The organism is Nostoc sp. PCC 9305 (assembly GCF_963920915.1).
In the GTDB taxonomy this organism is placed as follows: Bacteria; Cyanobacteriota; Cyanobacteriia; order Cyanobacteriales; family Nostocaceae; genus Nostoc.
Map to the genome: position 1 here is coordinate 1 of NZ_CAWUDN010000057.1, position 23,665 is coordinate 23,665.

At 41.1% G+C, this 23,665-nt stretch carries 24 protein-coding genes; 14 read left to right on the forward strand and 10 right to left on the reverse strand.

What is annotated here, in order from left to right:
• Both ACM0OX_RS20765 and ACM0OX_RS20770 read left to right on the forward strand, forming a co-directional pair.
• The coding region (locus ACM0OX_RS20765) for a pentapeptide repeat-containing protein (RefSeq protein ID WP_414516887.1) at window positions 1-245 on the forward strand (245 nt) is incomplete at its 5' end.
• Window positions 246-538: 293 nt separating this feature from the next.
• Entirely contained in the window at window positions 539-679 is a 141-nt protein-coding gene (locus tag ACM0OX_RS20770) for a hypothetical protein (RefSeq protein WP_414516888.1), read from the forward strand.
• 189 nt (window positions 680-868) lie between these two features.
• Here the strand turns inward: ACM0OX_RS20770 and ACM0OX_RS20775 are convergent, their stop codons facing one another.
• Window positions 869-2,749, reverse strand: coding sequence for a DUF1565 domain-containing protein (locus ACM0OX_RS20775; protein ID WP_414516889.1), 1,881 nt, complete (start codon window positions 2,747-2,749; stop codon window positions 869-871).
• Between the two features lie 502 nt (window positions 2,750-3,251).
• Between ACM0OX_RS20775 and ACM0OX_RS20780 the strand changes: the two genes are divergently transcribed.
• Entirely contained in the window at window positions 3,252-4,367 is a 1,116-nt protein-coding gene (locus ACM0OX_RS20780) for a thiamine phosphate synthase (RefSeq protein WP_414516890.1), read from the forward strand.
• Window positions 4,368-4,478: 111 nt separating this feature from the next.
• Entirely contained in the window at window positions 4,479-4,691 is a 213-nt protein-coding gene (gene thiS, locus ACM0OX_RS20785; RefSeq protein ID WP_094349580.1) for a sulfur carrier protein ThiS, read from the forward strand.
• Here the strand turns inward: thiS and blaOXA are convergent.
• Together blaOXA and ACM0OX_RS20795 are read right to left on the reverse strand one after the other, a co-directional pair.
• Window positions 4,688-5,536, reverse strand: coding sequence for a class D beta-lactamase (blaOXA, locus tag ACM0OX_RS20790; protein WP_414516928.1), 849 nt, complete (start codon window positions 5,534-5,536; stop codon window positions 4,688-4,690). The two genes, thiS and blaOXA, sit on opposite strands and share 4 nt — an antisense overlap.
• Window positions 5,537-5,867: 331 nt before the next feature.
• Window positions 5,868-7,100 carry a glycosyltransferase family 4 protein gene (locus ACM0OX_RS20795; RefSeq protein WP_414516891.1) on the reverse strand — a complete coding sequence of 411 codons (1,233 nt, stop codon included), beginning with the start codon at window positions 7,098-7,100 and terminating at the stop codon, window positions 5,868-5,870.
• A gap of 892 nt (window positions 7,101-7,992) precedes the next feature.
• On the opposite strand from ACM0OX_RS20795, the gene ACM0OX_RS20800 reads away from it, so the two are divergent.
• Both ACM0OX_RS20800 and ACM0OX_RS20805 read left to right on the forward strand, forming a co-directional pair.
• On the forward strand, window positions 7,993-8,979 hold the full coding sequence (locus ACM0OX_RS20800; protein ID WP_414516892.1) for a DUF1517 domain-containing protein: 987 nt from the start codon (window positions 7,993-7,995) through the stop codon (window positions 8,977-8,979).
• 398 nt (window positions 8,980-9,377) lie between these two features.
• Window positions 9,378-9,758, forward strand: a complete 381-nt coding sequence (locus tag ACM0OX_RS20805) for a calcium-binding protein (RefSeq protein ID WP_414516893.1) — start codon at window positions 9,378-9,380, stop codon at window positions 9,756-9,758.
• A 250-nt stretch (window positions 9,759-10,008) separates the two neighbouring features.
• Here the strand turns inward: ACM0OX_RS20805 and ACM0OX_RS20810 are convergent, their stop codons facing one another.
• Together ACM0OX_RS20810 and folB are read right to left on the reverse strand one after the other, a co-directional pair.
• The gene (locus ACM0OX_RS20810; protein WP_414516894.1) at window positions 10,009-11,292 is read right to left on the reverse strand and encodes a diguanylate cyclase domain-containing protein; all 1,284 of its coding nucleotides are present in this window, start codon (window positions 11,290-11,292) and stop codon (window positions 10,009-10,011) included.
• Window positions 11,293-12,285: 993 nt separating this feature from the next.
• Window positions 12,286-12,654, reverse strand: a complete 369-nt coding sequence (gene folB, locus ACM0OX_RS20815) for a dihydroneopterin aldolase (RefSeq protein WP_414516895.1) — start codon at window positions 12,652-12,654, stop codon at window positions 12,286-12,288.
• 167 nt (window positions 12,655-12,821) lie between these two features.
• On the opposite strand from folB, the gene menD reads away from it, so the two are divergent.
• The gene (menD, locus tag ACM0OX_RS20820; protein ID WP_414516896.1) at window positions 12,822-14,582 is read left to right on the forward strand and encodes a 2-succinyl-5-enolpyruvyl-6-hydroxy-3-cyclohexene-1-carboxylic-acid synthase; all 1,761 of its coding nucleotides are present in this window, start codon (window positions 12,822-12,824) and stop codon (window positions 14,580-14,582) included.
• Between the two features lie 160 nt (window positions 14,583-14,742).
• Window positions 14,743-14,949 (forward strand): hypothetical protein, encoded by a 207-nt coding sequence (locus ACM0OX_RS20825; RefSeq protein WP_414516897.1) that lies wholly within the window; start codon window positions 14,743-14,745, stop codon window positions 14,947-14,949.
• Between the two features lie 179 nt (window positions 14,950-15,128).
• On the opposite strand, the gene ACM0OX_RS20830 is transcribed toward ACM0OX_RS20825, so the two are convergent.
• Window positions 15,129-15,797, reverse strand: a complete 669-nt coding sequence (locus ACM0OX_RS20830) for a hypothetical protein (protein ID WP_414516898.1) — start codon at window positions 15,795-15,797, stop codon at window positions 15,129-15,131.
• Between the two features lie 100 nt (window positions 15,798-15,897).
• Between ACM0OX_RS20830 and ACM0OX_RS20835 the strand changes: the two genes are divergently transcribed.
• Window positions 15,898-16,032: a hypothetical protein gene (locus tag ACM0OX_RS20835; protein ID WP_414516899.1), complete on the forward strand. Its 135-nt coding sequence runs from the start codon at window positions 15,898-15,900 to the stop codon at window positions 16,030-16,032.
• A 29-nt stretch (window positions 16,033-16,061) separates the two neighbouring features.
• On the opposite strand, the gene ACM0OX_RS20840 is transcribed toward ACM0OX_RS20835, so the two are convergent.
• Both ACM0OX_RS20840 and ACM0OX_RS20845 read right to left on the reverse strand, forming a co-directional pair.
• Complete coding sequence (locus tag ACM0OX_RS20840) at window positions 16,062-16,286, reverse strand: hypothetical protein (protein ID WP_414516900.1); 225 nt, start codon at window positions 16,284-16,286, stop codon at window positions 16,062-16,064.
• Window positions 16,259-17,083 (reverse strand): DUF2887 domain-containing protein, encoded by an 825-nt coding sequence (locus tag ACM0OX_RS20845; RefSeq protein WP_414516901.1) that lies wholly within the window; start codon window positions 17,081-17,083, stop codon window positions 16,259-16,261. The genes ACM0OX_RS20840 and ACM0OX_RS20845 overlap by 28 nt, the downstream gene beginning before the upstream one ends.
• A gap of 140 nt (window positions 17,084-17,223) precedes the next feature.
• Between ACM0OX_RS20845 and menB the strand changes: the two genes are divergently transcribed.
• On the forward strand, window positions 17,224-18,057 hold the full coding sequence (gene menB, locus ACM0OX_RS20850; protein WP_414516902.1) for a 1,4-dihydroxy-2-naphthoyl-CoA synthase: 834 nt from the start codon (window positions 17,224-17,226) through the stop codon (window positions 18,055-18,057).
• Between the two features lie 127 nt (window positions 18,058-18,184).
• Here the strand turns inward: menB and ACM0OX_RS20855 are convergent, their stop codons facing one another.
• Together ACM0OX_RS20855 and ACM0OX_RS20860 are read right to left on the reverse strand one after the other, a co-directional pair.
• Complete coding sequence (locus tag ACM0OX_RS20855; RefSeq protein WP_414516903.1) at window positions 18,185-18,499, reverse strand: hypothetical protein; 315 nt, start codon at window positions 18,497-18,499, stop codon at window positions 18,185-18,187.
• A gap of 428 nt (window positions 18,500-18,927) precedes the next feature.
• Window positions 18,928-19,482 (reverse strand): DUF721 domain-containing protein, encoded by a 555-nt coding sequence (locus ACM0OX_RS20860; RefSeq protein ID WP_414516904.1) that lies wholly within the window; start codon window positions 19,480-19,482, stop codon window positions 18,928-18,930.
• A gap of 243 nt (window positions 19,483-19,725) precedes the next feature.
• Between ACM0OX_RS20860 and ACM0OX_RS20865 the strand changes: the two genes are divergently transcribed.
• The 4 genes from ACM0OX_RS20865 (at window position 19,726) to ACM0OX_RS20880 (ending at window position 23,612) form a co-directional block, all read left to right on the forward strand.
• Window positions 19,726-21,087, forward strand: a complete 1,362-nt coding sequence (locus ACM0OX_RS20865; RefSeq protein WP_414516905.1) for a hypothetical protein — start codon at window positions 19,726-19,728, stop codon at window positions 21,085-21,087.
• A gap of 324 nt (window positions 21,088-21,411) precedes the next feature.
• Complete coding sequence (locus tag ACM0OX_RS20870) at window positions 21,412-22,161, forward strand: PspA/IM30 family protein (protein WP_335201575.1); 750 nt, start codon at window positions 21,412-21,414, stop codon at window positions 22,159-22,161.
• Between the two features lie 164 nt (window positions 22,162-22,325).
• Window positions 22,326-23,102, forward strand: a complete 777-nt coding sequence (locus tag ACM0OX_RS20875; protein WP_335052491.1) for a PspA/IM30 family protein — start codon at window positions 22,326-22,328, stop codon at window positions 23,100-23,102.
• Window positions 23,103-23,276: 174 nt separating this feature from the next.
• Window positions 23,277-23,612 carry a thioredoxin family protein gene (locus ACM0OX_RS20880; RefSeq protein WP_094349563.1) on the forward strand — a complete coding sequence of 112 codons (336 nt, stop codon included), beginning with the start codon at window positions 23,277-23,279 and terminating at the stop codon, window positions 23,610-23,612.
• The last annotated feature ends 53 nt before the right edge of the window (window positions 23,613-23,665 follow it).

The window sequence follows — 23,665 nt, forward strand, 5'->3', positions numbered from 1 at the left end:
CTGACTTGAGTAATGCTGACTTGAGTAATGCTGACTTGAGTAATGCTGACTTGAGTAATGCTGACTTGAGATATGCTGACTTGAGATATGCTGACCTGAGTAATGCTGTCCTGATTGGTACTATAGCTAGGGATGCTACATTCGGAAAAAATAAAGGACTTACTGAAAATATTAAGCTTGACTTAGAAGGAAGAGGGGCAACTTTTGACGATTCCTCTGGTGAGCTTGCCCAGGACTGTACTTGAAGTTGATGATAATAACTCATTCTAGGCGTCACCGTGCCAATCCAGGAAAATAGTACGCTAAGAAAAATTCAAGTACCTGAAACGACGCTTTTTCGTTCAAACTTGATCAAAACTAGCAGCATAATCATAGTTTTTTCACCAAAATGATGGTAGAAATCACGTTAAGGTGGAACACATCCCTAGAACGGTTTACATTTCGTCGGTTTGCGCAGTGAGCTTATCGAAAATAACCCGCCATCATAGATTAATGGGGGTAAGGGGCAAGTCTAATAGGGCAATCACTTTCTCAGTAATTGGTAAAACGGAAAACACTGAGCCTACTGTATCCACACGCAAGTCGCCAAATCAGCGCAGATATAAAAGTGTGCGATCGCTCCTTTGATGAAACCGCAATTGCCCCCTCCACCACATTAGAAAAGCGATCGCTCTCTTAAGGCAATTGATCTCATTTTGACCCGCGATCGCCCTTACATCAAAATTCAAAATTGAGGAAAAAGACTGAGGTGATGTAAGCCTTTTCCCTCCACCTCTTTTGCCCTATGTCCACTTGCCCTGAGCGTATCGCTAAAGCGAAAGCTCTGCTAACGCGTAGCGTCTCGTAGAGAAGCCGAATGGATGCCCAATTAATTTAACGGCTCCATAATGACTCTTAAACCTTTACTAGAGAGTGTTTTGAGCATTTCTTTAGCATTATATTCACTACTAAATACTCCTGCTTGCATAACTCTTTGACCTTGCCAAACTGTGGGAAACGCACCAGGAGCAAGCGATCGCACTAAATCTCGATCCCGATCCGTTGCAAGTGGTACTACTACGCGATAACGTACACCAAATTGGGTTGCAGAGTGACCACTATAAGGAATACTTGCAGAACTTGTTTGCAGATTGCGAGTATTAACAATGGGGATATTACGATCGGGAAGTGGTAAAAGTGCTGAAGCACCAGTTTCTAGTATTGGTAATGGCTGCTGTGTTTGATTCCTCATACTTGGAACTGGTGGCTGTGCAACTGAATTGGATGAGGACTCAGGGGCAGTAAACTCAATGGTATTAGGATCGATCCGCACATAATTTAACTGTGGTGTATCAGGTGGCTGTGCGTTAATTGGTATTTGTCTACCTGACAAGCTGCTAGGAGTAGGAAATCCGGCGACTCTAGAAGTAGGTGGTTGTTTGGATATAGGCGGGGAAGGCGGTACATTATTGGCAGGCATTAATGGCAGCCGTTGACTATTTAATTGTGTAGAAACAGGATTATTTGCTGAAATGCTGTTGCTGGTTTGCCCGTTAGTAGTTTCAGAGACTTCGGGAGATGAGAAGGTGATTTCCCCAGTTGATGGTATTTCTTGTAACGCATTGTTGGGGACAGGGGCGGGTTGAGAATTTTGGGTTGCTAGTGCTGTTGTACCATTAATATCTACCTTGCCAGTGATGCGATCGCTTACAAGGTTATTACCAGCAGCAGAAATCACTTGTTTAGCAGCGCTGGCGTTAATGTCGTGGCGGGCATTATTTTGAAATGTATTACCCCCAGGTTCGGATGCACTACCCAAATCTGGCATTGCTTGAGCGATCGCAACTAAACCATCTTCTTTATTATCTTGAATAATATTATTCCGCAAAATCGGGCGGGCATTTGCTTGTACGACAATTCCCGATCTATTGTTCTGAATTTGATTACCTATGACTATAGGAGCAGCATTTTGGGCAATATTAATCCCAAAGCCTGTTTGGTGAAAGACATTCTCTTTCACTTGGGGACTAGAGTTACCAGCAATTGTGATGCCATTGGCTCCATTGCGATCGAAGTAATTCTTACTAATGGTAGGTGCGGCATTACCACAGACAGAAATACCATCTTGAGTATTGCCAGTAAAAGTATTTTCCGCAACTACCGGATTGCTAGATTCAATCCATAAACCGTAACCACGAGGATTAGAGTTCATCACCGTCACCCCAGTAAGCAAGGCTTGATTTGCCCCTACAATTGTGACATTTTGACCGCCAAAACTCCGACTCAGGTAATCACCGCCTCCCTGAATGATAATGTCTTTACCTTGATTGCTGGGGTTGCCTTGAATTGAAATACCCGGTTTCAGTATTAAGGGAAATTCCTCTCCTGTCTCGGCGCTATAAGTTCCAGGGGAAAGCATAATTACAGTATTAGCGTTAGCTAATCGCAAGCCTTGGGTAATCGTCTTTATGGGAGCGGATTCGCTGCCATTGCCTGCCTTGTCATCTCCAACACCAGGGTTGACAAATAGCACATTAGCCTGAGAAGGTGTTTTCTGATTCAGAGGCGCTGAATCTGGTGTTGATGGAATTTGAGCGCTTGCACTATCCAGGCTGATACCCAGAAACGCTATACTTGCCGCTCCCATGCTTACAGTAAAAGATAATACTGAAAAACTAAAAAATAAAAGCCTTGCTGATTTCAGAAACTTCAGCTTTGCAAACAAAACATCTACTCTACGGTACTCAGGAAACACACGAGCGAGAATCATATTTAACACGACTCCTTATAAGTAATCATAAATTCTTATACTCTCTAGAGAGTATTCTGTCGATAATATTACTCATATATTGACCGATTGGCGATATTTAATACATAGTAATAAACGATATTAGATATCTCCAGAAATTAATTATGCATTGCCCAAAATAATTTGTAGGCACAATTCATGAATTGTGCCTATATCATTTATCTAATAAATATAAGAGTGAAATTAAATATGCGTTATCCAGAACCCTTGTAGAGACGTAGCACAGCTATGTCTCTACATTCTTTTTCAGTTGTGAATTTTCTGGTGTATTCCCTTTTGCCAATCTTTTGTAAGCTCGTTGTCTATCGTAAAACACTTGACTAAGTTCAGTGCGAAACTGTAGCCTCAAACTACCCTTATCACTGTCTATAGGAACATGGGATAATTTACCGTAACCCTCACTACTACGTTATTTTGCGTAGATTCCGCAAAAATTAGTAAAAAAAAGCAAATTAATTAACTTATGGTTACTAGGACTTATGATAATCCACACTTCGATGAAAGCACTAATGGGGTTGTTGTGATGGTCGAGCCATACAGCCAAAAAGAGCAAACACAGCAAGTTGTTTACCGCATTTTAGATGCCAATTTAGACCGCGCTCGTGAGGGCTTGCGAATTATCGAGGAATGGTGCCGGTTTGGGTTGAATAATGCCCAGTTGTCTCTTGAATGCAAACGGTTGCGACAAGAGGTAGCCAAGTGGCATACCCCAGAATTAAGAGCGGCGCGAGATACACCAGGCGATCTTGGCACTGAGTTAACCCATCCTCAAGAAGAAGAACGAGCTAGTATAAAATCGGTCTTGCAAGCTAACTTTTGCCGGATAGAAGAAGCATTACGGGTGTTGGAAGAATACAGCAAGCTAACCCAACCAAATATGGCTAAGGCTTGTAAGCAGATGCGCTATCAGGTTTATACCCTAGAAAGTAGTTTAATGGGTCATCAGCGCCATCAATTGTTGTGGCGATCGCATTTGTATCTGGTTACTTCCCCACATGAAAATTTGTTGAATAACGTAGAAGCTGCACTCAAAGGTGGATTAACACTTTTACAATACCGCGACAAAACCACCGATGATTCTTTGCGTCTGGAACAAGCGAGAAAATTACGGCAGTTATGCCACATCTACGGTGCTTTGTTTATCGTTAACGATCGCGTCGATCTCGCTTTAGCTGTCGATGCAGATGGAGTGCATCTGGGACAACAAGATATGCCTATTGCTGTTGCTCGGCAATTACTCGGTTCCCAGCGTTTGATTGGTCTTTCTACCACAAATAAAGAAGAAATGCAAGCAGCAATTGCTGAAAGTGTAGATTACATTGGTGTGGGGCCAGTTTATGAAACTCCCACGAAAGTAGGTAAAGCTGCCACAGGTTTAGAATATGTCAGTTATGCAGCGAAAAATTGCTCAATTCCCTGGTTTGCCATTGGGGGAATAGATGCGAATAATATCAATGATGTCATTGATGCCGGAGCCAAACGTGTAGCAGTGGTGCGATCGCTCATGCAAGCCGAACAGCCTACCCTCGTGACACAATATTTGCTCTCTCAACTCAATCGCATTAAACCAGAACTTTAAAGAGTCATTTGTCATTCGTCATTGAGTAACCAATACCACATTCCCCATACTTCTCTACGAGAGGCTGCGCCAACGACTGCGCTCAGTACAAGTTCCCCATTCCCCACATTTATGTCTAACGAGATTACGATTCAGGTAAATGGGGAAACCCATAGCTGTTCATTCCAAACTTCTTTACCCGACTTACTCCAACAGTTGGGTTTTAACCCCCGCTTGGTGGCTGTAGAATATAACGGTGAAATTTTACACCGCCAGTTTTGGCCGCAAACAAAAGTGCAGCCAGGCGATCGCTTAGAGGTGGTAACTATTGTTGGTGGTGGTTAGTTTATTTGAGCCAGCAAGCCCAAATCCTTGAGGCTGCGTCGTGTAATCTCAATCCGGGCGGGTGCATCTTCCGATTTTTGCATATCAAGGGTTGTCGCGAAAAAGTAGACGTTTTTGTTTTGCTCTAAATAACCCACAAACCAACCAACGTTTGGTTTAGTACTCGTTAACCATCCCGTTTTTCCTCGGAGTGTGTAGTCTGGAGTTTGTTCGCGTACCATAATGTCTTTGACAAGATTTATTGTCCGTTGCGAGAAAGGCAAATCGCCTTGATATAACCGTTGCAAAAACTTAATTTGCTCTTTGGGTGTAATTTGCAAAGGCTGTTGTAACCAAAAACGATCGATGTCTGCGGCAGTGCCAATCTGACGGTTTCCGTAGCCTACTTTATTAATAAATTGCTGCATCCGTTCATGTCCAGCCCTACGTGCCAATACTTGATAAAACCAAACAGTTGAATCCTTAAAGGCTTGACGCAAATTTGTATCATGATTCCAGGCATCAATGTCTCGGTGAATTCCATCCCAAGTGAGAACCGCCACATCATCAGGAACTACACCTGTTTCTAATGCCACCAGCGCGTTAAAAATTTTGAATGTTGAAGCTGGAGCGATCGCAGTTGCATTACGTTGAGGATTGTGTTCGTAGATGCGGTTATTTTTTGAGTCGTAAATCAAGATAGAGCCTTCACGCCCAAATTCTTGAAAGTGTCGCCCGAAATTTGGCGCTTTAGCGGGACGTTCGGATGAAGTTGAAGCAGGTTGAGCCACAACATACATTGCCCCAAAGGTAATCACACTAACTACAGCAAGACATCCAATAACTGTAAACACGAAAGATTGCATTCGGTGCTTTGCGTAACGCTGAAGGTATTGCTCTATGCGAAACCAGATATTGTTCATTGCACATTTAATCACATCACAAGCGAGATTTTACACTGCAATCTTGCTCATTTGTGAAGCAATTTGTTAGAGTTTTTTTATAAATAAAACTTATAGCAAATTTCCATTGTTAGTATTTTTTGAATTTTCTGATTTAGGACTGCTATAGCAAGAATTGCAAACCACAGATTCCCGACTTATTTAATCAGTCGGGAATCTTGTGGAGCGCGAATGATTTAGGATTGCTGTAGATTACTAGAATTAGATTTTGGTGATTTTTCAATGTGCATTCATTTCACGAAATCGCGTTTTTCCCCTCTGATTTATAAAGCGATCGATGAAGGGTTCTACGCTTGGCTAATTCTTTACCTTTACGACCGAGTTGCTCGCGTAGTTGTTGGTCTTTGCACAACCGATTGAAAGCTTGAAAAACTTCATAACCAGAATTGGGATTAACCAGTATCCCATTTTCTTCATGCTGAACTGTATCTAGAACACCGCCTAAACGAGGGGCAATTATCGGCTTACCGAAGTAACTTGCTTCTAAATAAGCCATACCAAAACCTTCCATATTATTAGGTTTAGTATCCGATAAAGTCAGCATGGCAAATATGTCGCAAGCTGCATAATAACCTGCTAATTCCCGCTCTGGCACATATCCAGCAAAGTGGACGCGCTTATCAACTCGCAAACGATGCGCCAGAGATTTCAGTTCCGACTCACTTGGCCCTTGACCGCAAAGTATATAGTGAACATCAACCCCAAAAGTTAGCAGTATTGGGATATTATCAATTACTCGGTCGAAACCTTTATGTTTTACTAGCCTGCCGATGGAGAGAATCACTATTGCTGTTTCGGGAATGTTGTATTTTTGACGCACGCGAACCCGTAAATCATCAAGGCTACTGGGACTGGCTACATTATTACCAAATTTTTCCGGTCTGATTACGGGGTTAATGACGTGGGTAGGAGTATCTAATCGGAAAGCAGTTCTCAGGTAGTCTCTTGTATAAGAACTGTTACAAACAATGCCTTCGGCGCGTTTGAGTGTTAATTTAAATAGCGATCGCAGCACGGGATTGTGTAAAGTACAAAGAAGATCGTTACCGTGCAGATAGATAAAAAAGCGAATAGGTAACAAATAGCTCAATAGCAACAGTGAAGGAAAATCATAACCGTGGCCCCACTCTATATAACGATAGTGATAGCGAAAATAGAGTTTAATTGCTAGGACAAATGAGCAGACGATATTGACCAAAGGCTTTAAGATATTTCCCACATAGCCGCTACGCCAATATTTAGGATAATACCAGCGATACACAGGAAATTGTTGACTATTATCAAATACTCGATCTCCTGAGCAACTAGCTGCCAGCACAATTATTCGTTCTGGATCTTGCAGACAACGATTGTAGATATATTCCCCAATTACAGCTTCTTTCGGCAGAAAGATCCGGGATATGACTAGGATATCTGGGTATGCAGCTTTATCTCTGATTTCGGCTGTTAGTTGAGAAATATGTTCCATAATAAAGTTGATGACTATATTTCAAATAGTTTTTAATATCTACAATTAGAATTACTTTCAAAGCCATCATTATTATTTTATTTCTTTTAAAACGAATTTGGTAGACAAATTTGAAGCCTATTTTAGAAGATTAGCCAGAAAGATTGTTTTTTTATTGTGTTGATTTTATTTTTGTTGCAAATCTATCATTATTTGAGAGTTTCTGTGCATAATGAACAAACATAATGAACAAAAAATAAAAGATAACACTTGTAGCGAAAATGCTCAGTGAATAACTGCTGCGAAAATTCCGAAATTTAGCTACGTTCAATAGAATATCCTAAATACCTGGACTGTTGTGCCAAAATGCCCAAATTTTTATAACTACTTAATAGCGACATTATCTCTATCTGGAATAAGCTATAAGGATCGCAGACACTTACTAGCTTCCTATGTATACGTAAATTTTAAGTTGCTAGATGTATTAATGAGTGGTGTTGATGGTAGCGAGGTGTTTTGCCCGTGCTAAATATTGAGTGATAAGTTCAGTGAATGATTAAAAAAATTAGTCAAAATAATCACTAAAATTTAAAATCATCTGTATAATTCAAAACTGTAGTCTGAAACTACTAGTCCAAGGCATAGCAAACCATTGCCCGTAGGCATAGCCCGTTGTAGACATCGCAATTTATTTGAGGATAAACATGTCTTCAGGTACGGTTCCCCAGTCGAGAAATCCCCCCTGCGATCGCTACTTACCCAAGATAAGACGCGGTAAATTGAATATGTAGCCTCTAAAAGTGAATGCTACAAAGTTGCTTGTTACGGGCTAGCCTTAGCGACATCCTGCAACACTGCTCCCAGAATAGGGAGAAATCATAAATAATAATTCCGTTTTTCAAGCGATTGTCTTATGCGTAAAAAACTACAACAAACCATCAAACCGCTGTTAAAAACCTTCTTAGCCCTAAGCTTGGTGTTAGCTTTGGCTCTTGGTCATGCTGATGGCGCATTAGCAGCCCGCAGTGGGGGTCGTATCGGTGGTGGCTCCTTTAGAATGCCTTCCAGCAGCCGCACCTATACACCGCGCACCTATGCACCTCCTGGCGGGGGCGGATACTATCCTGGTGGTGGTTTTGGTGGTGGCTTTGGCTTTCCCTTCATAGTTCCCTTCTGGGGTATTGGAGGAGGATTTGGTGGTATATTTACCATCTTAATTTTCTTGGCGATCGCTAATTTCTTATTGCAAACTTTCCGCCGCGTCTCTAGCGGTGAAACACCAGAAGCAGATTACAGCAGTAACTCTCCTGTGTCTGTAACTCGTTTGCAAGTAGGTTTGTTAGCTCAAGCCCGTGAATTGCAAAATGAACTCAACCACATTGCTGAAACTGCTGATACTAACACCCCAGAAGGCAGAGCAGAAATTCTCCAAGAAGCCAGTCTAGCTTTACTCCGCCATCCCGAATACTTTGTATATGCAGGTGGTGGTACTCAACAAGCCAGCTTGAATTCAGCTGAAGGTCAGTTTAATCGGCTGTCATTGGCAGAACGCAGCAAGTTTAGCGAAGAAACTCTTTCTAACGTCAACAACCAGCTTAAAGCAGCTCTTGCCAAAGAAGCTTTACCTCCGGCTGGCGAACTCGATAACCCCACCCGCCTATTTACCGAAGGCCCTGGTGAATACATTATCGTCACCTTGCTGGCGGCGACACTAGGTAAGTTTGAAATCCCCACAGCTATTAATAGTGCTGACGATTTGCGTCAAGCTTTGCGGCAAATTGGTAGTATCCCTAGCGACAAGCTTCTAGCAATTGAAGTTCTTTGGACTCCTCAAGCTGAAAATGATACTCTCACATCTGATGATGTGTTAGCAAATTATCCTGATTTGAGACTTGTTTAATCTCTGAAAAATTTTGCATCTTGGTGTCACGAATAAGTTCCCCTTAAAAACAATAACTACAAAACCGCTTGTCAATGACAAGTGGTTTTTTGTAGAGTTTATATCATTTCCAGATAATTAGTTATGATTTCCACAGCCATTGCACCCCACTCTGCCCTAAGAGTTTGTAAAGAGGGGATTAAGGGGAGACGCCAAAGGCGATAGCACAGCGGCCTTCAGCATGGCTTCGCTTAGAGCGAGTCTGCGAGCGTCTGGAGTCTCCTCAAGTGGAGCATCTGGCGTGTGGGCTTCTGGGAGGTCAATAAGTAATTAAGCGGACATCATAGATATATTTAAGTATGATTTGAGAAACATTTTGGTAGTATTATCAAAATGAATTATACGCAAAGTGTTATCTTATGCCTAGTGTTGAATCCGATGAAAACCGGGAGCATCGCATTAAAACGGAGATCATTGTAGATGCTGAAGACAAAGAAGACCGGGCTATGGGTTGGTACTACTACCTCGAAGAGGCTCTGAATTTTCCCTTTTTGGCTACGTGGACTAAGAAGGGACGCAAATCAGGTGCTGTCGAGGAGAAACAAGTGGAAGTACTGGGAATGGCCCCAGATGATGAGTGTTTAAAAGATATGTTTGTCGAAGTGGCTTATATTAATGGTAAGGATGATGATGTATATTCTGCAAAATTATCTGAAATAGCAGCCATTGATGCTGACAGTGAAACTCAAGAAGCGATCGCAGACTGGCTCTATTGGATTGCTAGAGGTTATAAGTTTTGAAGAATAATGCAGAATTCAGTATTCAGAATCAAAGTGGCAAACTTAAACCTATTTTCAGCGTTCGCCTGAGCGCTTCTCTAAGTCCGCCAGTCATAAAGAATTCAATTCTGTTAGCGGATAGCTAAGGTTTAGCCCATTCTGGCTACTGACTCCTGAATTCTGTTGTTCGGTTTTTTTCCATGACAGAATTATGGGGCTTCTCGGTTGTATAGCATAACCTTAGTAGCAGCTAAAGTATCATATTTTATTCTTAACTAAATATGGCATAAGTAGCTTTTCCCTGGCGTTTAGCTTGGTACATAGCAATATCAGCATCCCGCAGCAGAGTTGTAGCCTCCTCATAACTACTAAAATTCCAAGTAATACCAATGCTTGCTGTAGTAGATAATTGATATCCATTGAGATTCACTGGCAATCGTAAAGAGTCTTGAATACGTTTGGCAACATTGGTAGCGTCGGTAATGTCTTTAATATCCTCCAAAAGAACAGTAAATTCATCACCACCAAATCGTGCTACAGTATCGCCACTACGTAAGCATGACTCTAAACGTCTAGCGATCGCTACTAAAAAATCATCCCCTATTCCATGCCCAAAGCGATCGTTAATCTCTTTGAAGCCATCTAAATCCAAAAATAAAACTGCAAAATAATAATCGCTTCTGCGTTTACTACGTTCAATAGTTTGTTTGAGCCGATCTAAAAATAAAACACGATTCGGTAATTCTGTTAGCCCATCATAAAATGCATTGCGGATCAGTTGTGCCTCTGTCTGCTTACGTTTAGTAATATCTTGAAAAACTAAAACCGCGCCAGTAATGTTGCCATCTCGATCGCGAATAGGTGCAACATTATCCCCAATCGCTATTTCTTTGCCATCTTTGGTAATCAATGTACAGTTTTCTGGTAAATTGAAAATTTCACCTGCTTCGATTACATAAGTGGCTAAATTTTCAATTTTTTCTCCTACATCTTTATTAACTAAGTTAACGACTTCTATTAAATCTTTCCCCAACGCTTCACTTTGCTTCCAACCAGTGATTAGTTCTGCTATGGGATTCATCATTTCAATACAACCATTTGCATACGTCACAATCACTGCACTACCCATACTATTAATAATTGTCATCAACCTCTGTTTTTCTTCGTATAATATTTTTTTGCTCTGATGTTTGTACAGGGTCATTTCAATCACAAAATGTAAGTCACTTTCAATAAATGGTTTGGCTATGTAACTAAAAGGCTCACTTAGCTGATTTTTATGTAATGTTTTATATTCCGAATACTCCGTTAGATATACTACAGGCACATGAAAGTTATTCTGAATAATATCAGCTACGTGGAGACCGTTTATTTCTCCAGCTAGACAGATATCAATTAATACTAAATGAGGATGAGTTTCTGCTACCTTTTTTATTACCTCTTCACCAGATTCAGTTATTTCTGATACTAAATAACCTAACTTTTGTAAACTTTTTCTAATATTTGAGGCTATATTTTTTTCATCCTCAACAACTAGGATTTTGCGGGCGAACATGTTACGATAATCTGTTTGCTAAGGTTCAGATTCTTGTTGTCAGTGTCAACTCAAGTCAAAAGTGTTTATCTTATCATAAACAATCTCTAACTACCCTGTATTCTTGCTTGATATTAATACCGACTAATGAGTAAATGGCATCATGTTATTAATCTCCGAAAATTTCTATGCTTGTCAAAGCTAATTTTGATTAATTTATGTAGCTAATATGATGCTACTAAACATCAAATTCAAATTAGAATGTAATTATCAAGCAGTCAAAAAATGATTTTAAAATGTATACAATAATTTTTTGTTGAGAAAGTATAAACACTAAGTATAATATCTATATACAAATTAATCAAGAATAAAATTTCATAAAATCACAGTATATTACTTTAATATAAGTTAAAAACATCTAGCTTGTATCGTATGTAATATACTAATATACATACACTGAATTATTATCATTAATTAATTGTTACCTGTAATTAAAGAGTTTAATCCTACTTTACCTGCAAATAGATTTTATATTATATGAGGTCTAGATTACGGTCTAAAGCTGTCTGAAATCTTTAATGATGAGTAAATTCGTATTAATTATAAATATTTATATAAAAAGCGTAAATTTTAAAAAGTATCAGTTTTATTGTAATAGCATGGCAAGCCTAAATATGTGCAATAGAAAATTAATTATGTTTCTCAAATATCCATAGTTGAGATATTTTTAACTGCACTAATTTAGCCTTGCCATGCCACTAACTACGCGTATTTTAAAAATAAAATACTAGCTCTACAGCTTCTGGTTAATACTTAATCACAATTCCTGTCCTTTGAAAATATGCAAGTTAAATGTTCATCAGCAGTTCGCGGTGTTTTTTAGTTTTTTGGTAATCAACAGGTGCTGCTAGCAATTGCAGAAAAGATTCTCATTATGAGACAGTTCTAAGTTCGGCGTAAGCCCCCTGTTCTTCGCTAGCTGATAGATATTGCAAAAAAACACATTGTGTGAATTTAAAGATTGGGCTTACTTTTAGTCAGTTCAATGCTAATTTTGCCACCAAAGTCTGGAATAGGTGCAGCAGGTTTGCTGAGAGTGACTTGGACTTTTGTTACACGATCGCACTCTTGGAGGATAGAATCTGCGATCGTTGTTACCAATTTCTCCACCAAAACAAATTTAGACGTTTTGATCAGATGTTGTATCAAGCTAATGACGCTGCGATAATCTAAAGTGTCTTCGATCGCGTCAGTCTTGGCCGCTGTGGAGATATCCAACCATAACCTGACATCAACCTCAAACCATTGTCCTAGCACCTGTTCTTCTGGTAGATACCCAGTGTAGCCATAGCCGCGAATTCCCGTTAAATGAATGCAGTCCATAAAAGTTTGAGAGCAAATTGTGCATTTTTTAGAAAGTGGAGCAAGTTTGCTTGGAGATTTTCTTTCCTCCAAACTCGCGCTGCGGTGATGGAACTCAACACCGCATTGATGGATTTTAAATTGAATTTCCCTAGACAAAATCTAAAATTTAAGATTGTTTTATAGCTATGTTTGATTTAATGCCGATCGCTTATAGGAATGTTAATCAACTTTGGGCTTATATTTTAACAGAGACTCTAAAGCGGTTGGGATTGACTTGTGCGATCATTTGCCCTGGATCGCGCTCTACACCCTTAGCGATCGCCTTTGCTCAACAAGCACCTGAGATTGAAGCGATTTCCATTCTTGATGAACGTTCCGCCGCCTTTTTTGCTTTGGGACAAGCTAAAGCAACCGGACGACCGGTGGTACTAGTTTGTACCTCTGGTACAGCAGGGGCAAACTTTTATCCAGCAGTCATCGAAGCCTCATATAGTTGCGTACCACTGTTGATATTAACCACCGATAGACCGCCAGAATTGCGAGATTGTCACTCTGGGCAAACTATAGATCAGTTGAGATTATATGGAAACTACCCAAATTGGCAAACGGAGTTAGCCTTACCCTCCGCCGATCTGGGAATGCTAGCTTATCTACGACAAACGGTAATTCATAGCTGGGAAAGATCGCAAACTTCTACAAAGGGGCCAGTACATTTGAATATTCCCTTTCGCGATCCTTTAGCACCTGTTCCTGATGGAACCGACTTGAGTTATTTGCGATCGCAATTTCACCCAGAAGACTTTTTCGCAGGAATAACAAGCAATACCCCATTCCCCATTCCCCATTCCCCATTCCCCATTCCCCAACAATGGAAAGAATGCGATCGCGGTATCATCATCGCAGGTGTTGCTCAACCGCAGCAACCAGAAGAGTATTGTAGAGCGATCGCGCACCTTTCCCAGACTCTCAAATGGCCTGTGCTAGCAGAGGGACTCTCCCCAGTGAGAAATTATGCCGAACTCAACCCTTATTTGATTTCCACTTATGACCTGATTTTGCGAAATCAGCAACTGGCAAAGCAGTTAGCGCCCGAAATGGTGATTCAGGTGGGTGAAATGCCTACGAGTAAAGAATTGCGTAGCTGGATAGATGCAACCCAACCGCGACGCTGGGTAATCGATCCTAGTGACCAAAACCTCGATCCTTTGCACGGAAGAACGACGCATTTACGGATATCTGTAGAAGAGATAAAGACAGAGGGGATAAATTTATCTTTATCCTCAGACTATTTGCAGCAATGGTGTGATGCGGAAACTAAAGTCAGGTTAGTTGTTGACCAGACGATGGGGAAAATAGATGAAATCATTGAGAGTAAAGCAGCTTGGTTAATTTCTCAGATTTTACCGCCAAAAACGCCTCTGTTCATTGCCAATAGTATGCCTGTGCGGGATGTGGAATATTTCTGGAAACCAAATAATTTAAGGGTGCGATCGTACTTTAACCGGGGTGCAAATGGCATTGATGGCACATTATCCACAGCTTTAGGAATTGCCCATCGCCAGCAAAGTAGTGTGATGTTAACAGGAGATTTAGCGCTGTTGCATGATACCAATGGTTTTTTAATCCGCAATAAGTTTGTCGGACATTTGACGATTGTGTTAATCAATAACAATGGCGGTGGGATTTTTGAAATGTTACCCATTGCCAAGTTTGACCCGCCATTTGAAGAGTTTTTTGGCACTCCCCAGGATATTGATTTTGCTCAGTTGTGCGCTACTTATAATGTGCAGCATGAATTGATTACTTCTTGGCAGCAGTTGCAGCAAAAATTAAACCCATTACCAGCTAAAAGGATTCGGGTTTTGGAGTTGCGGACAAATCGTAAAGCAGATGCAAAGTGGCGACAGGAAAATTTGAGAAAATTCGCGGCGGATATTAGAATTTAATAATATCATTAGATATTGTTGAATAGTGGGATGAAATATAACAATTAGGTAAAACTTGAACAATAGAATTTTTATATGTTAAGATATAATTGGTTCACAACTCAATATATAATAAAAAAGGAGATAAATATGAACCATATTATTAATCAAGGACATAATCATGAACTATAAACAAAGTAGTATCAAAATGGCAACTGAAGGATCTCATGCAATGCGTGATCCAAAATCTAGTAAGACACTCAGAAGTTTGGGGGCTAGCGTTGTTTCTCAAGCATCTGGAAATTCAAAAGCTCAGTCAAAAATGGTTCAAAAATTAAAAATTAGAAAAAGAAGAATATACTTTTTAAGCGATTTCTCCAATATTTGAAATTTAAAGAAAGGAATTTAATCATAAGCCTATATTGACAAAGTTTTAATTTATTATTAGAAATGCTTGATGAGAAAAGACCCTATCTAATTAGGGTCTTTTTTTTTATAGCGCACCAGTTTAGAACATTCATACTTATTTGCTCATAATAGTTTCAGCAAATCTTTCTGAAAAAAGAATTAAGCAAAACCACCATCCAATCTTGCTCTTAGGGCGCAAATATAAAGAATGGCTGGAATGACTCTTTTATAGCTAGGGCCTGCCAATTGCCATACTGTGAATAATCCTGCACCTATCCAACCAACTGGCCCGATAATCAGAGCTATTGCACTTGACATTGTTGTGTAAGCAACAAATGGTAAAGTAACCCCTATTACTCCGGTAAGTGTACCCAATGTTGTTGAAGCCAGTAAGTAAATACCAAAACCAGACAATTTAGCGCCTGTCAAAGCAAGAAAAATACTAGCACTTCCTAATAACTCATCTCCTTTCTCAAATTGTGATGCTGTTTTTCGTAACTGCTGTTCCATCTCTCGCTTTTGTTCTGGTGTCATTTTCTCCAACATTGTTTTCATAACCTTCTGTGCAATTTTTATCTCCATTCCACTAGCAGATTCATATTTACTACATTTTATTTTTAACTTTTTAGCAGCCCGCCTAACTATTTTTTGATAACTTGGATGATCATCAAATATTTCATTAAATACATAGCTTGCAGGATCTTGACTCTTCTCGCATAGACGATCAACAATAGAATCGGCTGTTGGTTGTTTTGCCTTAAGAATCTCTGCCAATGCTTTCCTCTCCTCAAATGAAGCACGATTTAGTAAATTTTTAAGGTCATCCATATATTTAAATCCTTTTACTGAAAAAAGAAATCCTAATAATAGTATTCCCAGTAATATTATTTTTATATCGATGAACTGAAAGAACAAAGAGAATCAAGTTATGACAACACAACTGAGTGATGTAATGGAAAAACTCACTCCAGCACGTCGAGCAAAAATTCAAGATCGTGTTCAAGAGCTTATTGCTGAAAACATAACGCTTCAAGATATTAGAAAAGCGAGAAAGTTAACTTAGGAATGTACTGATTTACCTTGTAACCAGCCTTACAAGCCAGCGATCGCAATCTTAATTCCAACAACCTTCTTAAACAATTTCACCAAATAGTCTTCTAACAGTCGCAGGAGGAGCGATCGCACTTTTTCTTCCACCGCTTCCTGATATACCCGCGTGTTTTCCAGCCTCAGATTTGTAGCTATGAGAATTTTACCGGGTGCGATCGCCCTTCTCCTCTGCGTGAAACTTACCCGCTTAGTTGAGCTTGTAACCACCCTTCCAAATCAGCAAGAGCAGAGAAATCCAACAAAGCATCACCTAAAGCTTCCAACTGTTCCACCGATAACCCTTGAATCTGGGACAGAAGCGCATCAGGAATATTACCCACGCGCCGATTCAATAGTCGTAAAACGACCTTTCTTCCTCCTTCTTCCTTCGCTTCCCGAATAGCCCGTGGTTCTTCCAAATTCAGTCCCAACATCGTTGCAATCTCCTCTCGACTAAGGTTAGAAAACTTGTAGACGATAATCGTCGTAACTAAATCAATTATCGCTTGCTCCGATTGTTGCCGTGCTTGTTCCAGCAAAAACCGCGCCCCTTCCACTGCTTCTGTTTCAGAAGTAACATTTGTCAGCAACATCAAACCCAATCCCAAAGGTTGTTCTCGCAAATCCCCCAACTCATCCAGATAAACCCGCCTGACTTGACCACTTTCCAACAAAGCGCGGTGAATCGAAGCGGAAGAAGGTTCCAGACTGCGAGAAGCAAAAATTATGACCCCAAACCAGTCATCGTAACGGATAGAGTTGCGGTAGAGAAACAAAAACAATTCGCTAAAGAAGCGATGATACAGGTCTTCATCCTTCTGAAACTGCACTTCAGCAAAAAAGACGGTTTTGGAAACTGCATCAGCCGGAGGTAAAAACACTCCATCAATCCGAAACGCCGTTTCTTTCACTTCAACCGATTCAAACTGGTAGTTTTCCGCTTCTGGAGGTGGCTCATCTACTAATTCAAACAGCAAACCAGGAAATTGCTTAAATAATTTATAGAAGATGGTGTCACGTCGCATTTTTATTCCTCAACACCCAGACAATTACCAGATTGTAAAGGCTTGAGACAACAATTTAGCGTAGGCGTTGCCCACCGCAGGTATCGCTTGTCCCTACGTCCGCGATAAAATTCTCAAGCACAACAGCGCACTCCCTACCAATGCAAATTAACTGGCAAACTGCCAAAACCTACGAAGACATTCTGTATCAAAAAACTGATGGCATTGCGAAAATCACCATTAACCGTCCCCATAAACGCAATGCTTTCCGTCCTGAGACAGTCTTTGAACTGTACGACGCTTTTTGTAATGCTCGTGAAGATACTACTATTGGTGTTGTTCTATTTACTGGCTATGGCCCCCACACTGATGGCAAATATGCCTTCTGTTCTGGTGGCGATCAAAGTGTGCGGGGACATGCAGGTTATGTGGATGATACTGGCATTCCCCGCTTAAATGTCCTGGACTTACAACGCCTGATTCGTTCGATGCCGAAAGTGGTGATTGCTTTAGTAGCGGGATATGCGATCGGTGGTGGACACGTTTTACACTTAATTTGCGACCTTACCATCGCTGCTGATAACGCCATTTTCGGACAGACTGGCCCGAAAGTCGGCAGTTTTGACGGTGGTTTTGGAGCCAGCTATCTCGCCCGCGTTGTGGGACAAAAAAAAGCTAGAGAAATTTGGTTTCTCTGCCGCCAATATGATGCACAACAAGCGCTAGATATGGGCTTAATTAATTGCATAGTCCCAGTAGAACAACTAGAAGCGGAAGGTATTCAATGGGCGCAGGAGATTTTAGAAAAAAGTCCGATCGCAATTCGATGTCTTAAAGCCGCCTTCAACGCTGATTGTGACGGGCAAGCTGGTTTACAAGAACTCGCTGGCAACGCCACCCTACTTTATTACATGACAGAAGAAGGATCTGAGGGCAAACAAGCCTTTCTCGAAAAGCGACCACCAGATTTTCGCTCTTTTCCTTGGTTGCCTTAGAATAGCAAAAATCGCATCTTATTAAAGGGTGCGATTTTTGTAAATATAAACTTTTACAGCACTAAAAATCTTAAAAACAAATCTTATTTTAAGCAGACTACAAACTCAGTCCAGTAATAATGGATGACTAAATGACTACTACTTTAGTTTTTACCTGTTCAGATATGGAGGCAGCTATTTCCTCTAGAGGGGCAAGAGCAGCATTATCGAAATCTGAGGCTAAAGATTGACAAGATGTTAAAACTGGAGCTGCATCTGGTAAACCCCAAGCATCTTCCAAGGTTTCCCAAGAAGGTGCAAAAGGTGGAAGCGCCAAAGAGCAAGCCTTCCAAGTCGCTTGAACTGGTGCGCCCAACTGCTGGCACGTTCCACCACGGCGACCTTCTGGCTGGTAATGACGGCAATATCTACAGGCAGATGCTAAAACTTTAATGGGTTTCATTCGGATTCATCTTTAGTGTTGTTTCTGGCTGAATTTCATCTTTATATTCTGCTTCTATATATAAAGACGGAGAAAAGCCAAAAAGTCATTATTTTCTATAGGTTTCAGCGATCCCAAGTAAAAAATAAACTTCAGGATTTTTTTATAATCTTGTTATATATTTAAATAATTCCTAGAGCAGTTACATATAGATATCTTCTAAAACTTATTAGGGATCAAGAATAAAAGTAAAGCTTTTGATTTATCCAGCGTTTTAACTTCCTCCTTAAGGATGGCTTAAGGCATAGATTTTCACATAAATAATCTGCTTTGCATACCACATTCGGCATATTTCAGCGGTAAACTATACTTTTTCTCAAGAATCAGAAAGATTTGATGTAATGGCAGCAAGTTATTTCAGGATAAACTCTGCTCAACGAAATAATCGCTCAACCATTTTGCTTTGAAAACTGTTTAGCAGCACAGACAGAACAGACTTCCCAGCGCTGGAGTTCACCGGGAGGAGTGGGAGATTGGCACTGGGGACAAAGGGGTAAGCCATGCGATCGCGATCGCACAATCTTCGTCCAATGTCCAAAAGCCGCATTTACATCTTTAGTGGGTGTAGCATCAGGGCGGTTAATCTCATCACCAAGGTAACTGGGATGCTCATGAGGCGAAATCGATGGTTGCTGTTTTCTCTCCATCGACGGATTCTGCCAGCCAGCAGTAGAGAAGCGAATATCAACCAAAGGCGTTGGCAGCTTTTTATTCAACTTTAAAAGTAGAGATGTGCGGCCAAAAGTCAGGTTTTGTGCCCAAGCAGCACTAGAAGTTGCTACCGACAAAACATCACGCTGAATCGATAATGGTCGAGTATTTGCGGCAACTACTGGGCCAACAACTTCTGCCCAAAACTTGAGCAGACGTTGAAATGGTTGCTCCTGCCATTTCGACTGCTTTTCCAGAATCCTTAAAACATCATTAATTGATTTCAACGACATTATTCAAAGTGGGGAGTGAGGAGTGAAGAAGGGAATAGGATAGGGTACAGGTTACAGGTTACAGGTTACAGGTTACAGATTATCGGTTATAGGTACAGGGTGCAGATTATTCCCTGTCACCTATCACCTGTCACCTGTCACCTCTTCCCCAATCCCCAATCTATTTAAATAATTTCCGCTACTATTATCACAAAATATATCTAAAAGTTGATTCCAGTAATCTACGTTTGAGGCACAAAGGCAATGACTCAAAACCCCCTAAACGACTCCAGTACTCATCAATCGTCTAAAACACCTGGGTTGAAACCAGTACTAGCAGCAGCACTAGCGAGTTTAGAGGTGCCGCTAGATCAAGAGTTAGCTCGATACCGACGCACGCGAACTGGTTTGGTGTCATCTAACCAGTCCCGTGTTACAAGTTACATCAGCGGACAACCCCAACCGTTAATTACCATTTCGACAATATTGGGCGCAACTCAGTCATCAGCAACGGAAATTAAAACCAACGTATCGCCTGCATCTGTACCCGTGAATCCTGAGATGAATCCAGCGCCAGCTAAGGCAAAAATTGATGTCTCACCCGCATCTGTAGCTGTGAATCCTGAGATGAATCCAGCACCAACTACGGCAAAAATTGAGGAACTGAATAATCTTAATGTGCCCTCCACCTCCAATGCAGCTAAAACACAAACTCAACTCCCACCACCCCCACCCAACTTTAGTAGCAGCATTGTGCCAGCGATCGTTAAAAATACTAAAAGCGAAAATCACTTGCAGACAGATGATAGCCCCAAGCACCCAGATGACTATTTAGAATCTAGTGAAGCACTGCTGCGAAGTCTGACAGAAGAACAACCAGAAACCAAGAAACCAAGCAATTCTAGCGACAGTCTGCTATCACCTTTGGGTATTGGCTCCATGTTGCTGCTATTGGTGGCTAGTCTGATCTTGGGTTATGCAGTCTTCAATCCCAAAAGCTTGCCACAATGGAATTTAGGTAATTTATTTAACAGCAACTCCTCTCCCACACCAGAAAATACTGAGGAAGTTGGGAGTAATGTCCAACCTCAAATTCAGCCACCAAGCACATCTATACCCAAATATCCCAATCTAGCTACTGAAGAGTTTCCTGAAGTCAGAGATCCCAATGATGTAGTTGGCTTAAAACCCAAAGTCCAACCAACGCCCGCAGTAGTGCCTAATCCAGTTATTCCCCAAAACCCCACAAATCCTCAAGGGGCATTGTCTAACCCCAATACAGCCCAATCAACCAACCCGATCGCTTTAGCACCAGTACCGAAACTACAATCCTTGCCTCCCCTAAATTTACCTCCCACTTCACCGACAAAAACCTCGCCCAAGCCAATCGCAACCTCACCAAAGCCAGATGCAGAAATCAAGCCAGGAACAGATGGGTTTTATCATGTAGTGATAGATAATAAAGGCGCAGCTTTTGCCTCAGCACGGCAAGTAATTCCTGATGCTTATTTATCGCCTAACAAAGAATTGATTTATCTGGGTGCTTTTAAAACTAAAGAGCAAGTAAAACAACAGATGAAACTGTTAGAAGCGAAGGGAATCAAGGCACGAGTTCAGCAGCCATGAATTGCAAAAATCTACGATACCATGAGATAACAGTCCTGAGTCAATAAGTGCTGAGTGCTGAGTTGTGTTAGCGGATAGCTAGGGTTTAGCCCGTGCTGAGTGGTAGAGACAAAATATTGTTTGTTTACGACCCCACAACAAAAAATATTATACTCAAAACTTTTATTAGGCACTCAGCACTCCATAACTACCCTATGAAAAAAAATATTACTATACTCAGGACTTTAACTAGGGACTCAGCACTCTATAACTAAATTCATTACTCAGCAGGGGCTAAACGCCCTGCTAACAGCACTCAGAACTGGATTTCGTTGGAGAGCCGATATGGAATTAATCAAGCGTATCCTGCGGGTGATTCGCGCTAATCTCAATAGTTTGATCGGTGGTGCAGAAGATCCAGAAAAGATTTTGGAGCAAGCTGTCCTGGAAATGCAGGAAAATCTGGTGCAGTTGCGGCAGGGTGTAGCACAAGCGATCGCTACCCAGAAACGCACTGAACGACAAGCAGCGGCCGCTCAGTCTCAAACCGAAGAATGGTATCGCCGCGCCCAATTAGCGCTGCAACAAGGCAATGAACCTCTAGCACGTGAAGCTTTGACTAAGCGCCAAGCCTATAAAGAAACTACTACAGCCCTCTTTTCGCAGATAGAGCAACAAAACGAGATAGTTGCTAGGCTAAAAAAGGATATGCGATCGCTAGAGTTAAAAATTTCCGAGGCGAAAACTAAAAAAGATATGTATATTGCCCGCGCCCGTTCTGCTGAAGCGTCTTATCGCCTCCAAGAAATGCTCGGCGGAGTTTCTACTAATAACAGTCTGAGTGCCTTCGAGCGCATGGAAGAAAAAGTTTTACAGATAGAAGCTCAATCAGAAGCCATAGCTCAACTTAGTAGCGACGACTTGGAAACACAATTTACTTCTTTGGAATCTAATGATGTAGATACCGAATTGGCAGCGATGAAGGTACAGGTTTTCAAGCAATCAGAAAACACACAGCACAAAATCCTAACCGAGGAGAGCCAAAAGACAGAGCAGCCTCCCCAACAGCAGTTACCCAAAACTCAGGATTCTTGAAGTTCGACTAATTACCCCAGTTTGGCGATATCTTAAACAATTAAGAGTTGTTAGGAGGTACTGATTCAAACTGGTAAAGATTACATTGAAATAGGTAGCTATAAAAAAGTAAAAAAGCTAACTGTCCAACAAAAAGCGTAAATCACACAAGGAAAAACAAAGTTATGGGATTATTCGATCGCATTAAGCGAGTAGTTAGTTCTAACCTCAACGATCTGGTTAACAAAGCCGAAGACCCCGAAAAAATGCTAGAGCAAGCCATCCTGGAAATGCAGGAAGACTTGGTGCAGCTGCGTCAGGGAGTAGCCCAGACGATTGCCTCCCAAAAACGCAGCGAGAAACAGTACAATGATGCCCAAAATGAAATCAATAAGTGGCAACGCAATGCCCAACTAGCGCTACAAAAAGGTGATGAAAACTTAGCACGACAAGCTCTAGAGCGCAAGAAGACTTATACAGACACCAGTGCTGCTCTCAAAGCTAGTTTAGATACGCAAAGCACTCAAGTTGAAACCCTCAAGCGCAACTTAATCCAGCTGGAAAGCAAAATTTCTGAGGCTAAGACCAAGAAAGAAATGCTCAGAGCTAGAATCACTACCGCCAAAGCCCAAGAGCAACTTCAAGGTATGGTGCGTGGGATGAATACCAGCAGTGCAATGGCTGCCTTCGAGCGGATGGAAGAAAAAGTCTTAATCCAAGAATCCCGGGCCCAGGCACTAGGAGAGTTAGCAGGTGAAAATTTAGAAAGCCAATTTGCTCAGTTGGAAGGTAGTAGCGATGTTGATGATGAATTGGCAGCTTTGAAAGCGCAAATGCTACCACCCGCAGCTCCACAAAATCAAGCCCAACTGCCACCGCAACAACAAACCACTGCTCCTAAATCTAATGAGGTGGTTGATGCTGAGTTAGATTCCTTACGCAAGCAATTAGATCAACTGTAAAATTGACAGAAAACTTATTTAAGCTAGTCCCACACCAGTTGGCTGTGGGATTTTACGTCATTAGTCAATAGTTAACAATCCTAATCACTATAAATTATTAACTATGGACTATTGACGACTTTGGGATAAAGTATTGTGTGTGCCAACTTCGATCGCCACCTGATGGAGACTGCAATGAGTAAGGCTGTAATCACCATAACCGATGCTGAGTTTGAAACCGAAGTGTTAAAAGCCGAGCAGCCTGTATTAGTTTATTTTTGGGCTTCCTGGTGTGGGCCTTGTCAATTGATGTCGCCCGCGATTAACTCAGCTGCTAGCGAATATAGCGATCGCCTCAAAGTCGTTAAAATGGAAATTGACCCCAACCCACTGACTGTTAAGCAGTACCAAGTGGAAGGTGTACCTGCCCTCAGACTATTTCAAGGACAGGAAGTTTTGATATCCACCGAGGGAGTCATCGGCAAAGAGAAATTATTTGCTCTTCTAGATACCCACTTAAATAGTAATTAGTCAATGGTTCATAGTTCATAGCAAATGACCAATGACCAATGACCAATGACTAA